Consider the following 16,437-nt stretch of genomic DNA (forward strand, 5'->3'; position numbering starts at 1 on the left):
ATAGCGCAAGCACGTCATTAAGTGGATCAACAAGTACGAGTCTTTCAGACTCAGTAAGCGCAAGCACATCATTAAGTGGATCAACATCAACAAGCGTGAGTGATTCAACAAGTGCAAGTACATCATTAAGTGAGTCAGCATCAACAAGTGTGAGTGATTCAACAAGTGCAAGCACATCATCAAGTGAATCAACGTCAACAAGCGTGAGCGATTCAAATAGCGCAAGCACATCATTAAGTGGATCAACATCAACAAGCGTGAGTGATTCAACAAGTGCAAGCACATCATTAAGTGAGTCAGCATCAACAAGTGTGAGTGATTCAACAAGTGCAAGCACATCATCAAGTGAATCAACGTCAACAAGTGTGAGTGATTCAACAAGTGCAAGTACATCATTAAGTGAATCAACATCAACAAGCGTGAGTGATTCAACAAGTGCAAGCACATCATTAAGCGAGTCAACATCAACAAGCGTAAGTGATTCAAATAGCGCAAGCACGTCATTAAGTGTGTCAGCATCAACAAGTGTGAGTGACTCAACAAGTGCAAGCACGTCATTAAGTGAATCAACGTCAACAAGCGTGAGCGATTCAACAAGTGCAAGCACATCATTAAGTGAATCAACAAGTACAAGTCTTTCAGACTTAGCAAGCGCAAGCACATCATTAAGTGAGTCAGCATCAACAAGTGTGAGCGATTCAAATAGCGCAAGCACGTCATTAAGTGGATCAACATCAACAAGTGTGAGTGACTCAACAAGCGCAAGCACATCATCAAGTGAATCAACGTCAACAAGTGTGAGTGATTCAAATAGCGCAAGCACGTCATTAAGTGGATCAACATCAACAAGCTCATCTGAAATGCAACATTCAATGCATCATGCACATAGTCATTCTCAACTTCCTAAACACCATGAAGATTTACCTGAAACTGGTGAAGAAAATTCAAATTCTTCAATACTTGTTTCAGCTGTTGCAACAATGTTGGCTGGTTTAGGTATGATTAGAAGATCTCGTAAAAATAAAAAAGATAATGATAGACAAAGACGTTAATAATTAAAAAGTAAGAGAACTTTAAAAGGCTAATGACTTCTCTCTTACAATTGAAAAAATTAATAGTTGTTTATAACGAAGGGTTTAAATGTCTATTAATATGAGTCGGATGTCTTTTCTAAAAAATAGAGACTAAAGCATAATATTTGGTAAATAGTTTTAATTTAAATACCGAAATATTTTATGTCTTTAGTCTCTTTGATATAATTAAACAAACGTTATTTAAAAATTTAGGTGGAATTATGTTCAAAGAACAAGAATATAAAGTGTTATATAAAAGAATTATTTTTACGTGTTTTATTTTAGTCATTTATATTTTTGGAAGTCACATTTCAATCGTTAGTTCTAATTCTTTTCATAGTGGCAATGATAGCTTTTTTAAACTTGCTATATCTAACGTTGGAGGAGATCTTACAAATTTAAATATTTTTTCATTAGGTCTAGGTCCTTGGTTAACATCGTTAATTCTAATCATGTTATTGAATTATAGAAATATAGATAAAATAACGAAACAAACACGTGCAGAAAAACATTATAAAGAGAGAATATTAACGTTACTATTTGCAGGTTTTCAAAGTTATTATGTAATTAACACATATATAAATAATAATTTTATTAAAGATAATAATATAATATTACTCATGCTGACTTTAATTACAGGTGCCATGCTATTAGTTTGGTTAGCTGACCAGAATATCACTTATGGCATCGCTGGACCTATGCCAATTGTACTTATAAGCTTAATTAAATCACTATTTAATAATCAGCATTTTGAAAGCATACACATCAATTCTTTACTAATTATTTTAACCATTATAGCTTTAATAATTGCCTTATTATTATTGTTATTTATTGAATTAACAGAGTATAGACTTAGTTATAGAGATATTATGAATAATGCAAACAAAAAATCGCCAACGTATTTAGCTTGGAAATTAAATCCAGCGGGTAGTATTTCAATTATGATGAGCTTATCTGTATTCGTACTTTTAAATAATTTAATCCATCTTATTGGAGCAATTTTTGGAAAGCATTTGAATTTGTATTTCTTAAGTTTTTCTAATCCAATAGGTATAACAAGTTACTTTGTTATTCAAATTATATTGAACTATGTCTTGTCTCGCTTTTTAATTAATACGAAAAGAAAAGCTGATGAATTTTTAAAAAATGGAAATTACTTTGATACTATTTATCCAGGTAAGGATACTGAACGTTTTTTAAATCGTAAAGCTCGAAAAGTATGTTGGATTGGAGCAATTATCGTAGCATTGATTCTTGCTTTTCCAATGTATTTGACATTACTTGCACCTGGTTTTTCTAAAGAAATATATTTTTCAGTACAACTTATTATATTGGTATACATCAGTATTAATATAGGAGAAACAATACGTACATATTTATATTTTGACCGTTATAAAGAAATTTTAAATAAATATTGGTAGGAGATTGTTATGAAACAGTTTATACCTGCATGGTATGACTCTAAAAATTGGTGGAATAGCACTACACAACCGTTTTATATAAAAAGAAAAGTCACAGAATTTGACGATATGATTAGTTTAATTTCTATGCATCAAAAAAATAATTCACAGTTCAATACCATTATTTTAAATTATCAACCGATGCTAAGATTATTTCTTCATAGACACGGGCTATATGAAATGTCTTATTGGTCACTTTTTGATGATATTCAAGGGGTAGCCCAAATGTCGCCACAAGCGATAGACTATAGAGATTTAGAATGGCCAGAAGATACCGAGTTTATCTATACGCCATTTCAAGTTATAGCAATTACCAGTGAAACTACTTATTCTAAAATGAATTTTAGCCAAGAAGGTTATCTCTTCGAAATAGAAACATATAAAGAGAAGTCATTGCAAGTTAAATATTTATTTGATGATAGAGGATTCATTTCTTCAATTGAAAAGTTTCAAAATAATGGACAACCTAGTTATAAAGAATATCTAGATATTAATGGTCATACTATTATGATACAAAGTCTTATAACACAAAAAGTTGAAATTTCTCGTGATTTTTATAGTCAATTTGAAAAAATAGAGTATTCGAGTATTGAAGAGATTATTTATGAAAAATTAAGTCAATATTATTTTAAATATATAGAACATCATGACAACGTCATCGTCGCAGCTGATCAACATCATAACGACATGATTAACAAGATATTTGATTTAAAAAATCTTTGTTTTTCAGTATTTACTCAACGTAATCGAACATTAGAGGAATCAATATTACAATCTATTATTCAGGCACAATATTGTATTGTAGATACATTAGAAAATGAACAACTTATTAAAGATTTTGTGAAAAAGCATGATATCGCTAACCACTTTAGTTTAATGCGTATTACACCCTTCGATGTACAAACGCTACCTAATATGAGTAGTCAACTCTATGAAACCAATATTGGAGTTTGGATAGATAGTTTAAATGAAGTAAGACTCAAAGAATTAATAGATATACTTATACAATATAGTGTAGAAAGAGAAAATATCAGATTGCATTTATTAACTAGAAAAGATGATACTGATATTCCAGAATGGCTTACTTATAAAATTAAAAATACTAACGAACAATTAAATAAAAATGAGGAACAGTTATCTTTAGAAGTACGAGATATTTTAGAAACAGAAATTGAAGAAATTGAATATATTAAACTTATTTTTGTACCTTTTGAGGAGCATTTATTGAAAGAAATGTCTCACTTACGAGTAATGATAGACTTAGGAAATGAGCCTGACTTATACTTGCAAATTTCAAGTATCAGTGTAGGTATTCCGCAAATAAATCAACTTAAAACGAATTATGTTGACCATAAACTAAATGGTTTAATTATTAATGATACGTCTGAATTGATTATGGCGCTAGATTTCTATCTATTAAATCTTAAAAATTGGAATTATTCATTTGCACACTCTATAAAATTAAGTGAAGAATTCAGTTCTTCTAAGATTATTACACAGTTAAACCATTTGATTGAAGGTGAAAATAATGGGACGTAAATTTAGAGTACTACAAATAGGAGGACATGATTTAGGTTCACTGTTTAAGGAAAAAGAAGATGTCGAATGGGATTATCTTGACGATGCAGTATTTCATTTTGAAAGTGGATATATTGATGCAGTTCAAGAGATTCTAAAGGTCTATGGTGAATTCAATCTTGTCTTTGTGCAAAGTCCATATTCACAATCACTCATGAAACTACTTCATTTAGTGAGTGTCCCGCATAATACAGTAATAGATTTTCATGTATGGTCAGACCTCTATGAAAATGATTCTTTAGTAAGATCTAAATTAATAAAACCTTTATATTATGAAAATGAAGAAATGTTACAACATAAATTATTTTCAGTCACTTTCGCGAAACAATATGGTGATAGAGTTTCCCCTATAAAAGTAATGGTCAATTCTAGTTTTAAAGGAGAATATCATTATCAAGGAAATAAGGCACTCGTACTTGAGGGAGATTTTGGAACGGAGTTTACACCATTACTTACATGGACACAAAATCTTGTTAATGATGCAAATATAGTTAACGAAATTTGGCCTGAATATACGATAGAAGGAGATATTGATCTTGAATATACGCTACGAATATTTCCATTTGGATCAACGGATATACCAGAAATGACCTTTCACTATCACCAAAAAGACTTATTGAACCCCATTCAATTACCACGATTATCTTATCAAGCGAATATAAGTGTGTCACTTAAAGCAAAAGGGAAAGGTAAGATTAGTGTTGGAGCAGTACATAAGAGATGGTCACGTCTTGAAATGGGACAATTTATTATGGGGGGGCAGCGATTTTCAGATAGTTCTAGAGATGAATTTATTTATTACTTTAATCCGGGTGATATGAAACCACCACTTAATGTTTATTTTAGTGGATATCGACCAGCCGAAGGATTCGAAGGCTTTTATATGATGACTAAAATGAATGCCCCATTTATGTTAATTAGTGATCCAAGGCTAGAAGGTGGCGCATTTTATTTAGGATCAGAGGAGTATGAACAAAAAATCATTAAGGTAATCAAAGAAGCTTTAAGATTTTTAAATTTTAAAGACAATGATTTAATATTATCTGGATTATCGATGGGGTCATTTGGTGCACTTTATTATGCTACTGTGCTTGAACCAGCTGCAGTTATTATAGGTAAGCCACTTATAAATATTGGTACGATTGCGAATAATATGAAACTACTTCGCCCTAATGAATTTGGTACTGCTAATGATGTGCTATTAACAAATGAGGGAGGAGTTTCAAAACAAGATATTGATAACATGGATCAACGTTTTTGGAATAAATTAAAACATAGTCACCTTTCTGATACTATATTTGCAATTGCATACATGGAGCATGATGATTACGATGCAATGGCATTTCACAATATATCACCTATATTAAGCAAACAACGTGCACATGTGATGAGTCGTGGCGTACCAGGTCGTCATAATGATGACTCACCAACAATAACAAACTGGTTTATTAACTTTTATAATATGATTTTAGAAGATAGATTTGGGAGAGATTCACATGCAAGCACTAAATAATTATCGTATTGAATGGCGCTATATCCATCCTTCAACATTTATGTATGGAACGACATTACAGTTTAAAAAAGAAGGTGCATTGTTTAAAAACCCGCTTATGCCTTCAGGAACAGTGATTCATGCTTGGCATATGCTCGCACGCTTTGATATGGACAAGGCAGTGCCCTCTCTTCCAATTTTAAGAAAAGGGCATCATTATGAAATTAAACTAAATTTCGAGGTTCAACCTCCACGTGCTGCATACGTTAAAGTCACATTTTATCGAAAAAATGATTCTGAATTGTCGTATGTAATTATTGAAAAGAAAGATGAAATCACAGAATTTAAATTTCCTCAAGAAGCCTATGCTTATAAAATTGAACTTATCAATTCTGGATTAAATTTTCTTTTATTTCATAATATCATTATTAGTGAGGCAGAAAATAAACATCTTAAAAATGATACCACTACAGATAAAATTGAAATAATAAATAAAATCATTCATCAGACCAACACTACTAATGGAGGGATATCATATGGCAAATCGATTGAATGATATGATTAATCATATCCGCTTAAAACGAATAGATAAACTACTATCTGAAGTCAATCGCTATAGTCAATTATTTGCCACATATTCTGATGAAGCGCTTCAAGCCAAAACTATCGAGTTTAAACAACGATTAAAAGATCAGAAATTGTCTCTAAATCAATTATTACCAGAAGCTTATGCTACGATACGTGAAGCATCTAAACGAGTGTTACATATGTATCCAAAAGACGTACAAGTCATGGGCGCTATAGTGATGCATCAAGGAAATATCGCTGAAATGCAAACAGGTGAAGGTAAAACATTAACTGCAACAATGCCTTTATATTTAAATGCATTAAGTGGGAAAACAGCTTATCTTATTACGACAAATGATTATTTAGCGAATCGAGATTTACAAGAAATGAAGCCATTATACGAATGGCTAGGTTTAACAGCATCTCTAGGTTTTGTAGATATACCTGATTATGAATATGATGAGGGAGAAAAAAAGAAATTATATAATCACGATATTGTCTATACGACGAATGGACGTTTAGGATTCGATTATTTATTTGATAATCTTGCTGATCATATTAATGCAAAATATTTGCCAGAACTTAATTTTGCAATCATCGATGAGATTGACTCTATTATATTAGATGCGGCGCAAACACCTCTTGTTATCTCAGGTGCACCACGTGTTCAATCAAATTTATTTCATATTGTTAAATTATTTATTGAGACATTAGAAGAAGATGAGCATTTTAAAGTAAATTTAAATAAGAAAGAAGTTTGGCTCACTAAAGAAGGAATTGAAAAAGCCAATCATTATTTTAAAATCGACAATATGTATAAAATTAAATATTTCGATTTAGTCCGTGTTATTAACTTATCATTACGTGCAAAGTATCTTTTTCAAGATAACCTAGACTATTTTATTTATAACGGAGAAGTGGTATTAATCGATCGTATTACTGGACGCATGTTGCCAGGTACTAAACTTCAATCAGGACTACATCAAGCACTTGAAGTAAAAGAAAATGTCGAATTATCACAAGACTTTAGTGTTATGGCAACAATTACTTTCCAGAATTTATTTAAGCTATTTAATAAATTTTCAGGTATGACAGGAACTGGAAAACTTGGAGAAAAAGAATTTTTTGAATTATATTCAAAAATAGTGATTCAAATCCCAACCCATCATCCAATTATACGCGAAGACAAAGAAGATAGAGTTTATATGAAATCTGAAGATAAAAACAAAGCAATACTTGAAAAGATAATTCATATTCATCAAACGAAGCAACCCGTATTACTTATTACGCGCACTGCTGAAGCTGCTGAATTTTTTTCTGCCCAATTATTTGAACAAAATATCCCTAATAATTTATTAATTGCTCAAAATGTAGCAAAAGAAGCACAAATGATTGCAGAAGCGGGACAGCAAGAGGCTGTTACCGTGTCTACAAGTATGGCAGGAAGAGGAACAGACATCAAACTTGGTAACGGGGTACACGAACTAGGTGGACTAGCAGTCATCATTAATGAACATATGGAAAATAGTAGAGTGGATCGACAACTTCGTGGCCGTGCTGGACGACAAGGAGATCCTGGACTGTCTCAAATATATGTTTCGTTAGATGATTATATTGTAAAACGATGGAGTAATACCAAATGGGCTAATAATGATAAAATCCAAAAAATAGATTACCAAAAATTACAATATAGTCCGTTTTTTAGAAATAAAGTGAGAAATATTGTGAAAAAAGCACAACGTGTGTCTGAAGAAACAGCGATGGTTAATCGAGAAATGGCAAATGAGTTTGAGAAAAGTATAGGTATTCAACGTGAACATATATATAAAGAACGTGATCGTATTTTGGCAACAGATGATTTTAAAGAATTTGATTTTGAACAATTAGCACGTGATGTTTTTGAATATGACATTAAAACAAAGTATATAGTCACTGAAAATGATGTAGTTCATTATATTTACAATCATCTAAGTTTTAATTTCAAAGATGAAACGATGACTCAACATCTTGAATCCAGAGAAAGTATTATCAATTTCCTTCTTCAGCAATTTAATAAACAATTAGAAAAGAACCTTAATACTGTTAATGATGCGTATTTAAAATTAAGATTTTTACAAAAAGCAATTCTTAAAGCTATTGATGTCGAATGGATTAATCAAGTAGATCAATTACAACAATTAAAAGCAAGTGTGAATAATCGTCAAAACGGCCAACGTAATGCGATTTTTGAATACCATAGAGTAGCATTAGAAACATATGAACATATGACAATGAATATTAAAAGAGAAATGATTCGAAACTTATGTCTAAGCATTTTAACATTTGATAAAAAGCAAGATTTAGTGATACATTTCCCATAAAGTTGAGGTGTTTTTTAGTGACCATTTATAATATAAATTTTGGAATTGGCTGGGCAAGTAGCGGAGTAGAATATGCACAAGCTTATCGCGCCAAATTATTAAGACAAATTAATCAATCAGCTAAATTTATTTTTTTAGATTTTATTTCATCTGAAAATATTCAAACATTAACCCACAATATTGGCTTTAAAGATGATGAAGTTATATGGTTATATCAATATTTTAGTGATATTAAGATAGCACCCACGACCTATACGATTGACCAACTGATTCAAGATTTAGGTAATCCTGTTACTGCACGTATTCAAACAGGAAAAGTATTACGTTTATATATTGGTAATGATCAATCTTATGTAAGTTGCTATTTAAAAGAGGAAGATAAAGAAGTTGTAGATCGTGCTGAGTTTGTTGTGAATGGAATGCTGATACGAAAAGATTATTATAGTTATGTTCGTACGTTTTCAGAGTATTATGCACCAAAGGATAATCGTGCCAAAGTGTATATGAGACAGTTTTATAATGAAGATGGTTCTGTGGTATATCGAGAGTATATTGATGGAAATTCGAGTATATATGTGTTTGATGATGCTAGATTATACAGTAAACAACATTTTGTAGCTTATTTCATGCAACAGTTACATTTAACTTCGGATGATATAGTCATTATTGATCGTTCTACAAAAGTAGGGCAAGCTATTCTTGAAAATAAAGGCCCTAGTAAAGTAGGAATTGTAGTTCACGCTGAACATTATAGTGAAAATTCAACAGATGATACTCATATTTTATGGAATAATTTCTATGAATATGTATTTTCTAAAGCCCCTTTTATTGATTTTTATATTACAGCCACAGATTTACAAAATAAAATCTTATCTGAGCAATTTAAAAAATACACATCATATCAACCACGTATACGCACGATTCCAGTGGGCAGTTTGCAACAGCTTAAATATCCTAAGGAACATCGTCAACCTTACTCGATGTTAACTGCCTCAAGACTAGCTAGTGAAAAACATGTAGACTGGATTGTTAAAGCAGCAATTAAAGCTAAAAAAGAAGTGCCTAAATTAAGATTTGATATATATGGGCATGGTGGCGAAAAATCAAATATTGAAAATATTATTAAAGAAAATCATGCAGAAGATTACATTCAATTAAAAGGACATGTCAACTTAGAAGATATTTATGCGAATTATGAATTATTTGTTTCTGCTTCTACAAGTGAAGGATTTGGGCTTACTTTAATGGAAGCAGTAGGTTCTGGTCTTGGTATGATAGGTTTTGCAGTCAATTACGGCAATCCTACATTTATTGAAGAGGGTAAGAATGGATATCTCATTCCAATAGAGAAAGACAATCAAAATATAGAAAATATTACTGATAGAATGGCAAAAAAAATCATTCAATATTTCAATAAAGGATTAACACGTCCTCATGACATGTCTTATAAAATTGCAAAACCTTATGAAACAACAAATATCACGCAAAAATGGCAAAATTTAATTAATGAGGTGCTACAATGATTAATTTATTTGAAACATTTAATGATGCATCACAAAAATTACAACAATCTCTTTATCTTGCGGATTATCGACATCCAACAATTGTGATGGATGACAATGGTTTTTTACCTGATGATGTCATATCGCCTTATAAATTTTTTGCTAATTATAAACAATTTAAAGATGATACACCAACTTTTTTTAATGAGGTGAATATTCCTCCTTTATGGGAAATTGCGGGAAATCAAAATATTGCAGAAGTTATTGATAATGGCAAAGTGAGAGGGCGCATATTTTACCGTGAACATTTTAAAAATAGAATTGTAAATTTTGTTGAATGGTTTGATGAAAAAGATCGTTTACGTTCAGTCGATCATTACACTAAAGAGGGAGTCAAATTTGCACAAACGGTATATGATTTAGAAAAAAATCCCATCTTAAAAACATATGTGAATCGTGAAGGTAAAGAAATCATATATGAAAACTTTGTTACTAGAGACATTGTACTAGATTGGAAGGGTCAATCTTATTTCTTTGCATCCAAACACGACTTCATTATTTTCTTTTTGAATCAATTAGATATAGATATTTCTAAGATTATTATTAATTCTCTTGCAACCCCATTTTTTGTACTTTATTATTCTGATTTTGTTAAACAAGCCGTACTATTTTGGCAAGAAAATAGTGAGAGTCGTGTTCCAGGAAATATGAAGCTCTTATTAGATAAAGAACAATGTCAGTCATCGGTTATTATTCCAGATAAACAAGAATATGAACGTATTATAAGCCATATCGAAGCTAATTATATAGATAGTATTCAATCAGCGGGATATTTATATAATTATCAAAGAAATAATAAATATACAAAACGCATACTAAATTTAACAAACTCTGATGATATTCCATATATTGAAGAATTGATAAAATTACATCCAGAGTTTGAATTTCATATCGGCGCTATAACTGAAATGTCTTCTAAATTATTAAATTTAGAGCAGTATTCAAATGTAGTGCTTTATCCAACAGTTACGCCAAAAACAGTTGATCGTTTATTTAAAAAATGTGACATTTATTTAGATGTTAATCATGGTGGTGAAATTTTAAATGCACTTGAAAGGGCTATGTTAAACAATCAACTTATACTTGGTTATAAAGAAACAATACATCGACCTTCTTTTGTGGCAGATGACAATATAATTTCAATGCAACACTATCATGACTTAAGTAACATCTTAAATATTATTGTGAAAAATAAAGAACAATTTAAAGAACGACTTAAACAACAAAAGCTACACAATAATCAAATTGATAAACGACAATTTAAAAAGACTTTAAAACAAATATTAGGATCAATTTAAGTATTTAGAGTTTAGGGGTGATACATTGGAAACAGTATATCTAGCTGGAGGGTGTTTGTGGGGTGTACAAGCATTTATTAAAACATTGCCAGGCGTTATAGCTACTGAAGCAGGACGTGCGAATGGAACGACGCAGCGACTTGATGATGAATATGATGGCTATGTAGAATGCGTTAAAACAGTTTTTAATCCTGACATCACTTCAATTCATGATTTAATGCATTATTTATTTGAAATCATAGACCCATACAGTCTGAATAAGCAAGGCGTAGATAAAGGACCTAAATATCGTACAGGTGTTTATAGTGAAAATGAGAACCATCTTAAAGAAGCACAACAATTCATTCAACAACGTTCAGATAGAGATAAAATCGTTGTGGAAGTACGTCCTTTAGAAAATTATGTTAAAAGTGCAGACGAACATCAAGATAGATTAGATAAACATCCTGAAGATATATCATTATGTCACATCTCTAAAAGTATTTTAAATAAATACAACTAAAAGGAATGGGACAGCATTCTTATCGTATTCGTTGTCCCATGTGCGCTTTATTATTTCTTAGAAAATGTATCGATAAGACTAAGTGCAGCTAAACCTAATAAATCTAAAGCATGTTGTGCCCCAACCTTACCATGACCTGCCTCAAGGCGTTTATATACTGCAACGCTTAATACACTAAACGTGACAAGTGATCCTAAGCGAGAGATATTTTTATGCAAGAAACTTGTGGCAAACAAACCCGATGCAATGAACTCAATCACACCTGCTAATTTCATTGCACGTTCCGATAATTTAAAATCTTGTGTAAATAGTTGTTTAGTATAAGGGTTACCGGTAAGTTTACGTTTTGAAGCGGCATACAAATCTTTAGCGAGTTTTAAATTGGTAGCATAACGTAATATCATTATCTAAACGCTCCTTTATATTATATTTTTTAGTTAAACTAAGTATAAAAGTCGCGTTAAAAAAAGTTAAATAAAAACGTTCAGCATAAATGTGTAATGCATTCACGCTGAACGTTTTTATTTATATAGTTATTGAATTAGTTTTTACCGAATGTATCAGCAAAACTTAAAGCAGCTAAGCCAAGTAAATCTAAAGCGTGTTGTGCGCCTTCTTTACCGTGACCAGCTTCAAAGTGTTTGTAAGCTGCAACGCCTAATACACCAAATGTTGCAATAGAACCTAAACGAGAAATATTTTTGTTTAAGAAACTTGCAGCAAATAATGCAGCAGCAGTAGCTTCTACTGTACCTGCTAATTTAACTGATTTTTCTGGTAAACCAAATACATTTTTAAATGTATCAATCATTTCTTGGCTACCTTGTAATTTTGGTTTTGATGAATCATATAATTCTTTTGCAAGTTTTAAATTTGCAGCATAACGTAAGATCATTAATAAGTACTCCTTTTTTAGTTAAATTATTTTATTATAAAATAAGTATAATTTTTATACTAGAAATTATATGATTATTGGTAAGTAAAGTCAATAAAAAGCGTTAGATAATTATCTTTTTATAAGAAAGTGTTAATCAGTACACTTTAGAAACTATATTGAACGTGTCATAATAATACTGTTGTGACAAAATCTATGAAAGGAGTTATATTATGGAAACATCGATGAATTATAATCGAATGACTACAATTTTCTTTATTTCGGGTATTATTGTTATGGCAAGTTTATATACTGCTTTACCCCTTACTTCTGTATTCGCAAAAGATTTTGGCATTTCAAATGCTGTTGCCTCTCTAAATGGTGTGATCTTTTCAATTACGTATTCACTAAGTTGTCTATTTTATGGTACAATTTCTGAAAAATTTGGACGTATTCGTACGATTTTATTTGGACTTATTGGACTCGTCATCATATGTTTACTTATAGGCTTCATTCATTCGTTCACACTACTTATTATTCTTCGTGCAATTCAAGGTATATGCGCGGCAGCTTTTTCACCTGTATCTATTACTTATGTCACTGAAATGTATTCCCCAGTAAAACGTGTGACTGCGATTAGTTTTATTAGTACAAGTTTTATGTTATCTGGTGTCATTGGCCAAAACTTGAGTGAAATTGTAGTGCGTTATTCTAATTGGCATATGGTTTATTTTATATTAACGTTACTTTACATCTTCATAGCAGTACTTATATATAAATATATTCCAGAAAGTCCAGTGAAAAATCCTCAACTCAAACTAGTAGGTTTCTTTAAAAACTTTAAAGATTTTAAAGATAATAAAATAGTCATATTATGTTATCTTATTTCTTTATCTTTACTTACCATGTTTATTAGTATGTATACAATCTTTAATCATTATATTACTTCTGATATTGTGGGTGGCTCGGAAGCAACAGCCATTAATGCTAAACTCTTTGGTATTATTGGGATGTTACTTTCATTATTAGCAGGACGTATTAGTGATCGTACAGGAGTTAAACATGTTATCGTAGGCGCATTAATTGTCAGTATCGTTTCTCTTATTTTAATGGGCTTCACTACAAATGTTATTTTATTAGTGATATGGAGTGTATTATTTGTAGGAGGTATTGCGTTTGCAATTCCATCTACTATTTCAAAAGTAGGTATGGTTGTCAATCGAAATCAAGGTTTCTTCTTATCTGTTAATACCTTTATTCTGTTTTTAGGAACAGCCATTGCGCCATTATTGATGATTCTTATTCAACCATTATCTAATTTCACATTACAATTTATAATTATTGCAGTCATTGGTATTATCGCTCTTATAGTGGCTTTACTTTTACCACGTAGAAAAAATGTAATACGATGACATTGTGGTATCAAAAGCATTCAAATTCAAAATGAGTTTGGATGCTCATTTTTTATAAGTTGGGTTGTCAAATTAAGTGCAACAACTTAGAATTTAAAAATTCATAAGACGTCTTCCAATTAAGACACTTTCTAGGTCGATGGTTAATAGAGATGCCACTATCCCTTTCCTTTCCATTTACAAAATGAAATTAAACAACGTGGAGTAACCTACTTGGCTAGATGTCTTCGATTTATAACTTATGTAGAAGTAGATGGACATGTTATAACAGGACAAAACTCATAATCTGCTTCTCAAGTAGGACGCGAAGTCAAAGCATTATTAGACTATTTACAGTTTAAAGATATATCTAAAATGTCATGCAATGTAGCAAAAATCTCATCTACACTATAATTGTAATCATTTTCTACCCAACGTCTTAAGACCTCTATCATGCCGCTACTATAAAAATCTGCAATAATTTCAGGATGATGACTGTGTTTAATTTTTAAAGCAAGTGGATCATTTTGACTTTTTACGCTATCTAACATTAATTCACGACTTACATGCGTTAGATTGCGAAAGACGTCCGCTTGACGAGAAGAGGTCAGTAAATGTTTAAATACTTTCTTATGTTCTCCGATAAAATAGATGAATTGTTGAAAGGATTCTTCTGTAGAAAGAAAAGGTCGAGTATCTTCATGATGAAATTCAGTTGCGATATAGTCAGGTAAAGAGAATAGAAGGTCATATTTATCTTGGAAATAACGATAAAATGTACTACGATTAATTTCTGCGATATCACAAATTTTTTGAATTGTTATTTCGTCAAAATGATAATCTTTTAATAATTTAAATACAGTTGCGTTTATATGTTTGATCATACGCTTTTGATTGGCAGTAGGCATAATTCGAAAATGCTCCTATTAATTTTTTTCTAGGTCGAAGTTTGACTTATTAAAAGTAAAGTATCATAAACTTTAGAATAATTCCAAATATACATCTTTAATATGATAATAAAAAAGTGTGACGATAGAATAGTTAATGTTCTTCGCCACACTTAATTGTCAAATAAAGTGTCAATTTAATATTTATTTAGTGTCGATATCGTTTAACCAATCATCAACTTTGTGATCATGATTGTCTACATAATCTTTTGCTACTTGTTCAGGGTTTTTACTTTTAACAAAGATGTTTTTAGCTAAACGTTCCTCATCTTTTTGGTCCCAATCTTTTGCAATACGTGTTGCAATGTCATATGCCGCTGGATGTTTTTCTTTAAAATTATGATTGAATACTAAATCAATATGTTGCTTATTATTTCCATAAATTTTGTCTGGATCTTTAAGCATTTTGACATCTAATTCTTTCGAGAACCAATTTGGTTCCATTGATGTGAAAAGAATAGGTTGTTGTTGTTGATATGCTTTTTGAATTTTTTTGAATTGTTCCTGATCGGAACTTTTATCTAGGCTATATTTACTCAAATCGTCTCTATCTAATTCATCATTCGTTTGTTGCATAACACCATTTCTGTTATCAGTACCTTGAATTGTCCAATCTACAGATTTACCAAAATCTTTATCATCTTTTAAATCTTTAATTGAATCAATGTTCTGAACATATTTAGGTACTGCTAATCCAACATTAACATGATCAATTAAATGTTTGTCATCATATAAAGTAAGTGTATCTTTAAATTTATCATAATATCTTTTATCTGTTTCTGGAAAAATACCTGAAGCATGAAATGCATCATCACTTGCAGACACTGTTGCATATAATGGTCCACTTGCTGGCACAGGTGTAGTTGTAACATCATAACCAGCTTTCTTTAATACTTCCGCAATCACAAGTGAACGTGCAGTTGAATTATCACTTGCAATATAAGGGATTTCAATCGTTTTGTCTCCTAATTCGATTTTACTTTGTGTAGAGGAGTTGGATTGACTATTCCCACAGGCACTTAAAACTATGGCTAGTGTGAGTGTGGCTAATAGTACTAAAAATTTTGATACGCGTGATTTAAGCATCAATATCTTTCGCCTCCCTGATCATCTTTTCTATTGTCTGTATGACTCGTTTGATATTTATCGTAAACATGTTGATTATGTTCGCGGGCATAAAGCATCAATGCTTTAAATAATACATCCTGCTCCGTATTATTATCAGTTAAATCTTTGTATAGGTGTGTGGTTTTATCAAAATAAGTTGTAGTGTCATGCTGTTCTTGTCGCTTAGAATGAATCGTTTCAGGTTTACCTTCTTCGGTATATAAAG

The 16,437-nt window shown here is 31.1% G+C and carries 15 protein-coding genes; 10 read left to right on the forward strand and 5 right to left on the reverse strand.

The annotated features are described in order from the left end of the window. Positions 1–823 (reverse strand): hypothetical protein (locus CD034_RS11515; protein WP_308446600.1); only part of this gene is annotated, 823 nt, incomplete at its 3' end. On the opposite strand from CD034_RS11515, the gene CD034_RS11420 reads away from it, so the two are divergent. The 9 genes from CD034_RS11420 (at position 798) to CD034_RS07080 (ending at position 11,892) form a co-directional block, all read left to right on the forward strand. After that, on the forward strand, positions 798–1,052 hold the full coding sequence (locus tag CD034_RS11420) for an LPXTG cell wall anchor domain-containing protein (protein ID WP_077700710.1): 255 nt from the start codon (positions 798–800) through the stop codon (positions 1,050–1,052). The two genes, CD034_RS11515 and CD034_RS11420, sit on opposite strands and share 26 nt — an antisense overlap. Positions 1,053–1,294: 242 nt before the next feature. Next, on the forward strand, positions 1,295–2,494 hold the full coding sequence (gene secY2 / locus CD034_RS07045) for an accessory Sec system protein translocase subunit SecY2 (protein ID WP_002454726.1): 1,200 nt from the start codon (positions 1,295–1,297) through the stop codon (positions 2,492–2,494). A 9-nt stretch (positions 2,495–2,503) separates the two neighbouring features. Beyond that, the gene (gene asp1 / locus CD034_RS07050) at positions 2,504–4,072 is read left to right on the forward strand and encodes an accessory Sec system protein Asp1 (protein ID WP_002454727.1); all 1,569 of its coding nucleotides are present in this window, start codon (positions 2,504–2,506) and stop codon (positions 4,070–4,072) included. Beyond that, a complete protein-coding gene (gene asp2, locus CD034_RS07055) occupies positions 4,062–5,624 on the forward strand; it encodes an accessory Sec system protein Asp2 (RefSeq protein WP_002454728.1) in 1,563 nt (520 codons plus the stop codon). The genes asp1 and asp2 overlap by 11 nt, the downstream gene beginning before the upstream one ends. Further along, entirely contained in the window at positions 5,608–6,159 is a 552-nt protein-coding gene (gene asp3 / locus CD034_RS07060) for an accessory Sec system protein Asp3 (protein WP_002454729.1), read from the forward strand. The genes asp2 and asp3 overlap by 17 nt, the downstream gene beginning before the upstream one ends. Then, positions 6,140–8,530 carry an accessory Sec system translocase SecA2 gene (gene secA2 / locus CD034_RS07065; protein ID WP_070813111.1) on the forward strand — a complete coding sequence of 797 codons (2,391 nt, stop codon included), beginning with the start codon at positions 6,140–6,142 and terminating at the stop codon, positions 8,528–8,530. Before asp3 ends, secA2 begins: the two co-directional genes overlap by 20 nt. Before the next feature lie 17 nt (positions 8,531–8,547). Beyond that, the gene (gene gtfA, locus CD034_RS07070) at positions 8,548–10,053 is read left to right on the forward strand and encodes an accessory Sec system glycosyltransferase GtfA (protein ID WP_002454731.1); all 1,506 of its coding nucleotides are present in this window, start codon (positions 8,548–8,550) and stop codon (positions 10,051–10,053) included. Next, positions 10,050–11,390 (forward strand): accessory Sec system glycosylation chaperone GtfB, encoded by a 1,341-nt coding sequence (gene gtfB / locus CD034_RS07075; protein ID WP_002454732.1) that lies wholly within the window; start codon positions 10,050–10,052, stop codon positions 11,388–11,390. Before gtfA ends, gtfB begins: the two co-directional genes overlap by 4 nt. A gap of 25 nt (positions 11,391–11,415) precedes the next feature. Then, entirely contained in the window at positions 11,416–11,892 is a 477-nt protein-coding gene (locus tag CD034_RS07080) for a peptide-methionine (S)-S-oxide reductase (protein ID WP_002449282.1), read from the forward strand. A gap of 50 nt (positions 11,893–11,942) precedes the next feature. Here CD034_RS07080 and CD034_RS07085 read toward each other — a convergent pair whose 3' ends face one another. Together CD034_RS07085 and CD034_RS07090 are read right to left on the reverse strand one after the other, a co-directional pair. Beyond that, positions 11,943–12,296 carry a hypothetical protein gene (locus tag CD034_RS07085; RefSeq protein WP_070813113.1) on the reverse strand — a complete coding sequence of 118 codons (354 nt, stop codon included), beginning with the start codon at positions 12,294–12,296 and terminating at the stop codon, positions 11,943–11,945. Positions 12,297–12,433: 137 nt separating this feature from the next. Continuing rightward, on the reverse strand, positions 12,434–12,787 hold the full coding sequence (locus CD034_RS07090) for a DoxX family protein (protein WP_002449545.1): 354 nt from the start codon (positions 12,785–12,787) through the stop codon (positions 12,434–12,436). Between the two features lie 212 nt (positions 12,788–12,999). On the opposite strand from CD034_RS07090, the gene CD034_RS07095 reads away from it, so the two are divergent. Then, positions 13,000–14,178 carry an MFS transporter gene (locus CD034_RS07095; RefSeq protein ID WP_077700060.1) on the forward strand — a complete coding sequence of 393 codons (1,179 nt, stop codon included), beginning with the start codon at positions 13,000–13,002 and terminating at the stop codon, positions 14,176–14,178. A 326-nt stretch (positions 14,179–14,504) separates the two neighbouring features. Here CD034_RS07095 and CD034_RS07100 read toward each other — a convergent pair whose 3' ends face one another. Together CD034_RS07100 and CD034_RS07105 are read right to left on the reverse strand one after the other, a co-directional pair. After that, on the reverse strand, positions 14,505–15,065 hold the full coding sequence (locus CD034_RS07100; RefSeq protein WP_070647380.1) for a TetR/AcrR family transcriptional regulator: 561 nt from the start codon (positions 15,063–15,065) through the stop codon (positions 14,505–14,507). Between the two features lie 183 nt (positions 15,066–15,248). Next, positions 15,249–16,190, reverse strand: a complete 942-nt coding sequence (locus CD034_RS07105; RefSeq protein WP_070647469.1) for a glycine betaine ABC transporter substrate-binding protein — start codon at positions 16,188–16,190, stop codon at positions 15,249–15,251. Positions 16,191–16,437: the final 247 nt, after the last annotated feature.

Origin of the sequence: Staphylococcus hominis subsp. hominis, from assembly GCF_002901845.1 — a bacterium.
Classification (GTDB): domain Bacteria; phylum Bacillota; class Bacilli; order Staphylococcales; family Staphylococcaceae; genus Staphylococcus; species Staphylococcus hominis.

What these genes read in the sequence shown, in the direction of transcription:
- secA2 (WP_070813111.1), top strand. Translation starts at nt 6,140, where the DNA reads ATGGCAAATCGATTGAATGATATGATTAATCATATCCGCTTAAAACGA.
- gtfB (WP_002454732.1), top strand. Translation starts at nt 10,050, where the DNA reads ATGATTAATTTATTTGAAACATTTAATGATGCATCACAAAAATTACAA.
- asp3 (WP_002454729.1), top strand. Translation starts at nt 5,608, where the DNA reads ATGCAAGCACTAAATAATTATCGTATTGAATGGCGCTATATCCATCCT.
- asp2 (WP_002454728.1), top strand. Translation starts at nt 4,062, where the DNA reads ATGGGACGTAAATTTAGAGTACTACAAATAGGAGGACATGATTTAGGT.
- secY2 (WP_002454726.1), top strand. Translation starts at nt 1,295, where the DNA reads ATGTTCAAAGAACAAGAATATAAAGTGTTATATAAAAGAATTATTTTT.
- CD034_RS07100 (WP_070647380.1), bottom strand. Translation starts at nt 15,065, where the DNA reads ATGCCTACTGCCAATCAAAAGCGTATGATCAAACATATAAACGCAACT.
- CD034_RS07105 (WP_070647469.1), bottom strand. Translation starts at nt 16,190, where the DNA reads ATGCTTAAATCACGCGTATCAAAATTTTTAGTACTATTAGCCACACTC.
- CD034_RS07090 (WP_002449545.1), bottom strand. Translation starts at nt 12,787, where the DNA reads ATGATCTTACGTTATGCTGCAAATTTAAAACTTGCAAAAGAATTATAT.
- CD034_RS07095 (WP_077700060.1), top strand. Translation starts at nt 13,000, where the DNA reads ATGGAAACATCGATGAATTATAATCGAATGACTACAATTTTCTTTATT.
- asp1 (WP_002454727.1), top strand. Translation starts at nt 2,504, where the DNA reads ATGAAACAGTTTATACCTGCATGGTATGACTCTAAAAATTGGTGGAAT.
- CD034_RS07085 (WP_070813113.1), bottom strand. Translation starts at nt 12,296, where the DNA reads ATGATATTACGTTATGCTACCAATTTAAAACTCGCTAAAGATTTGTAT.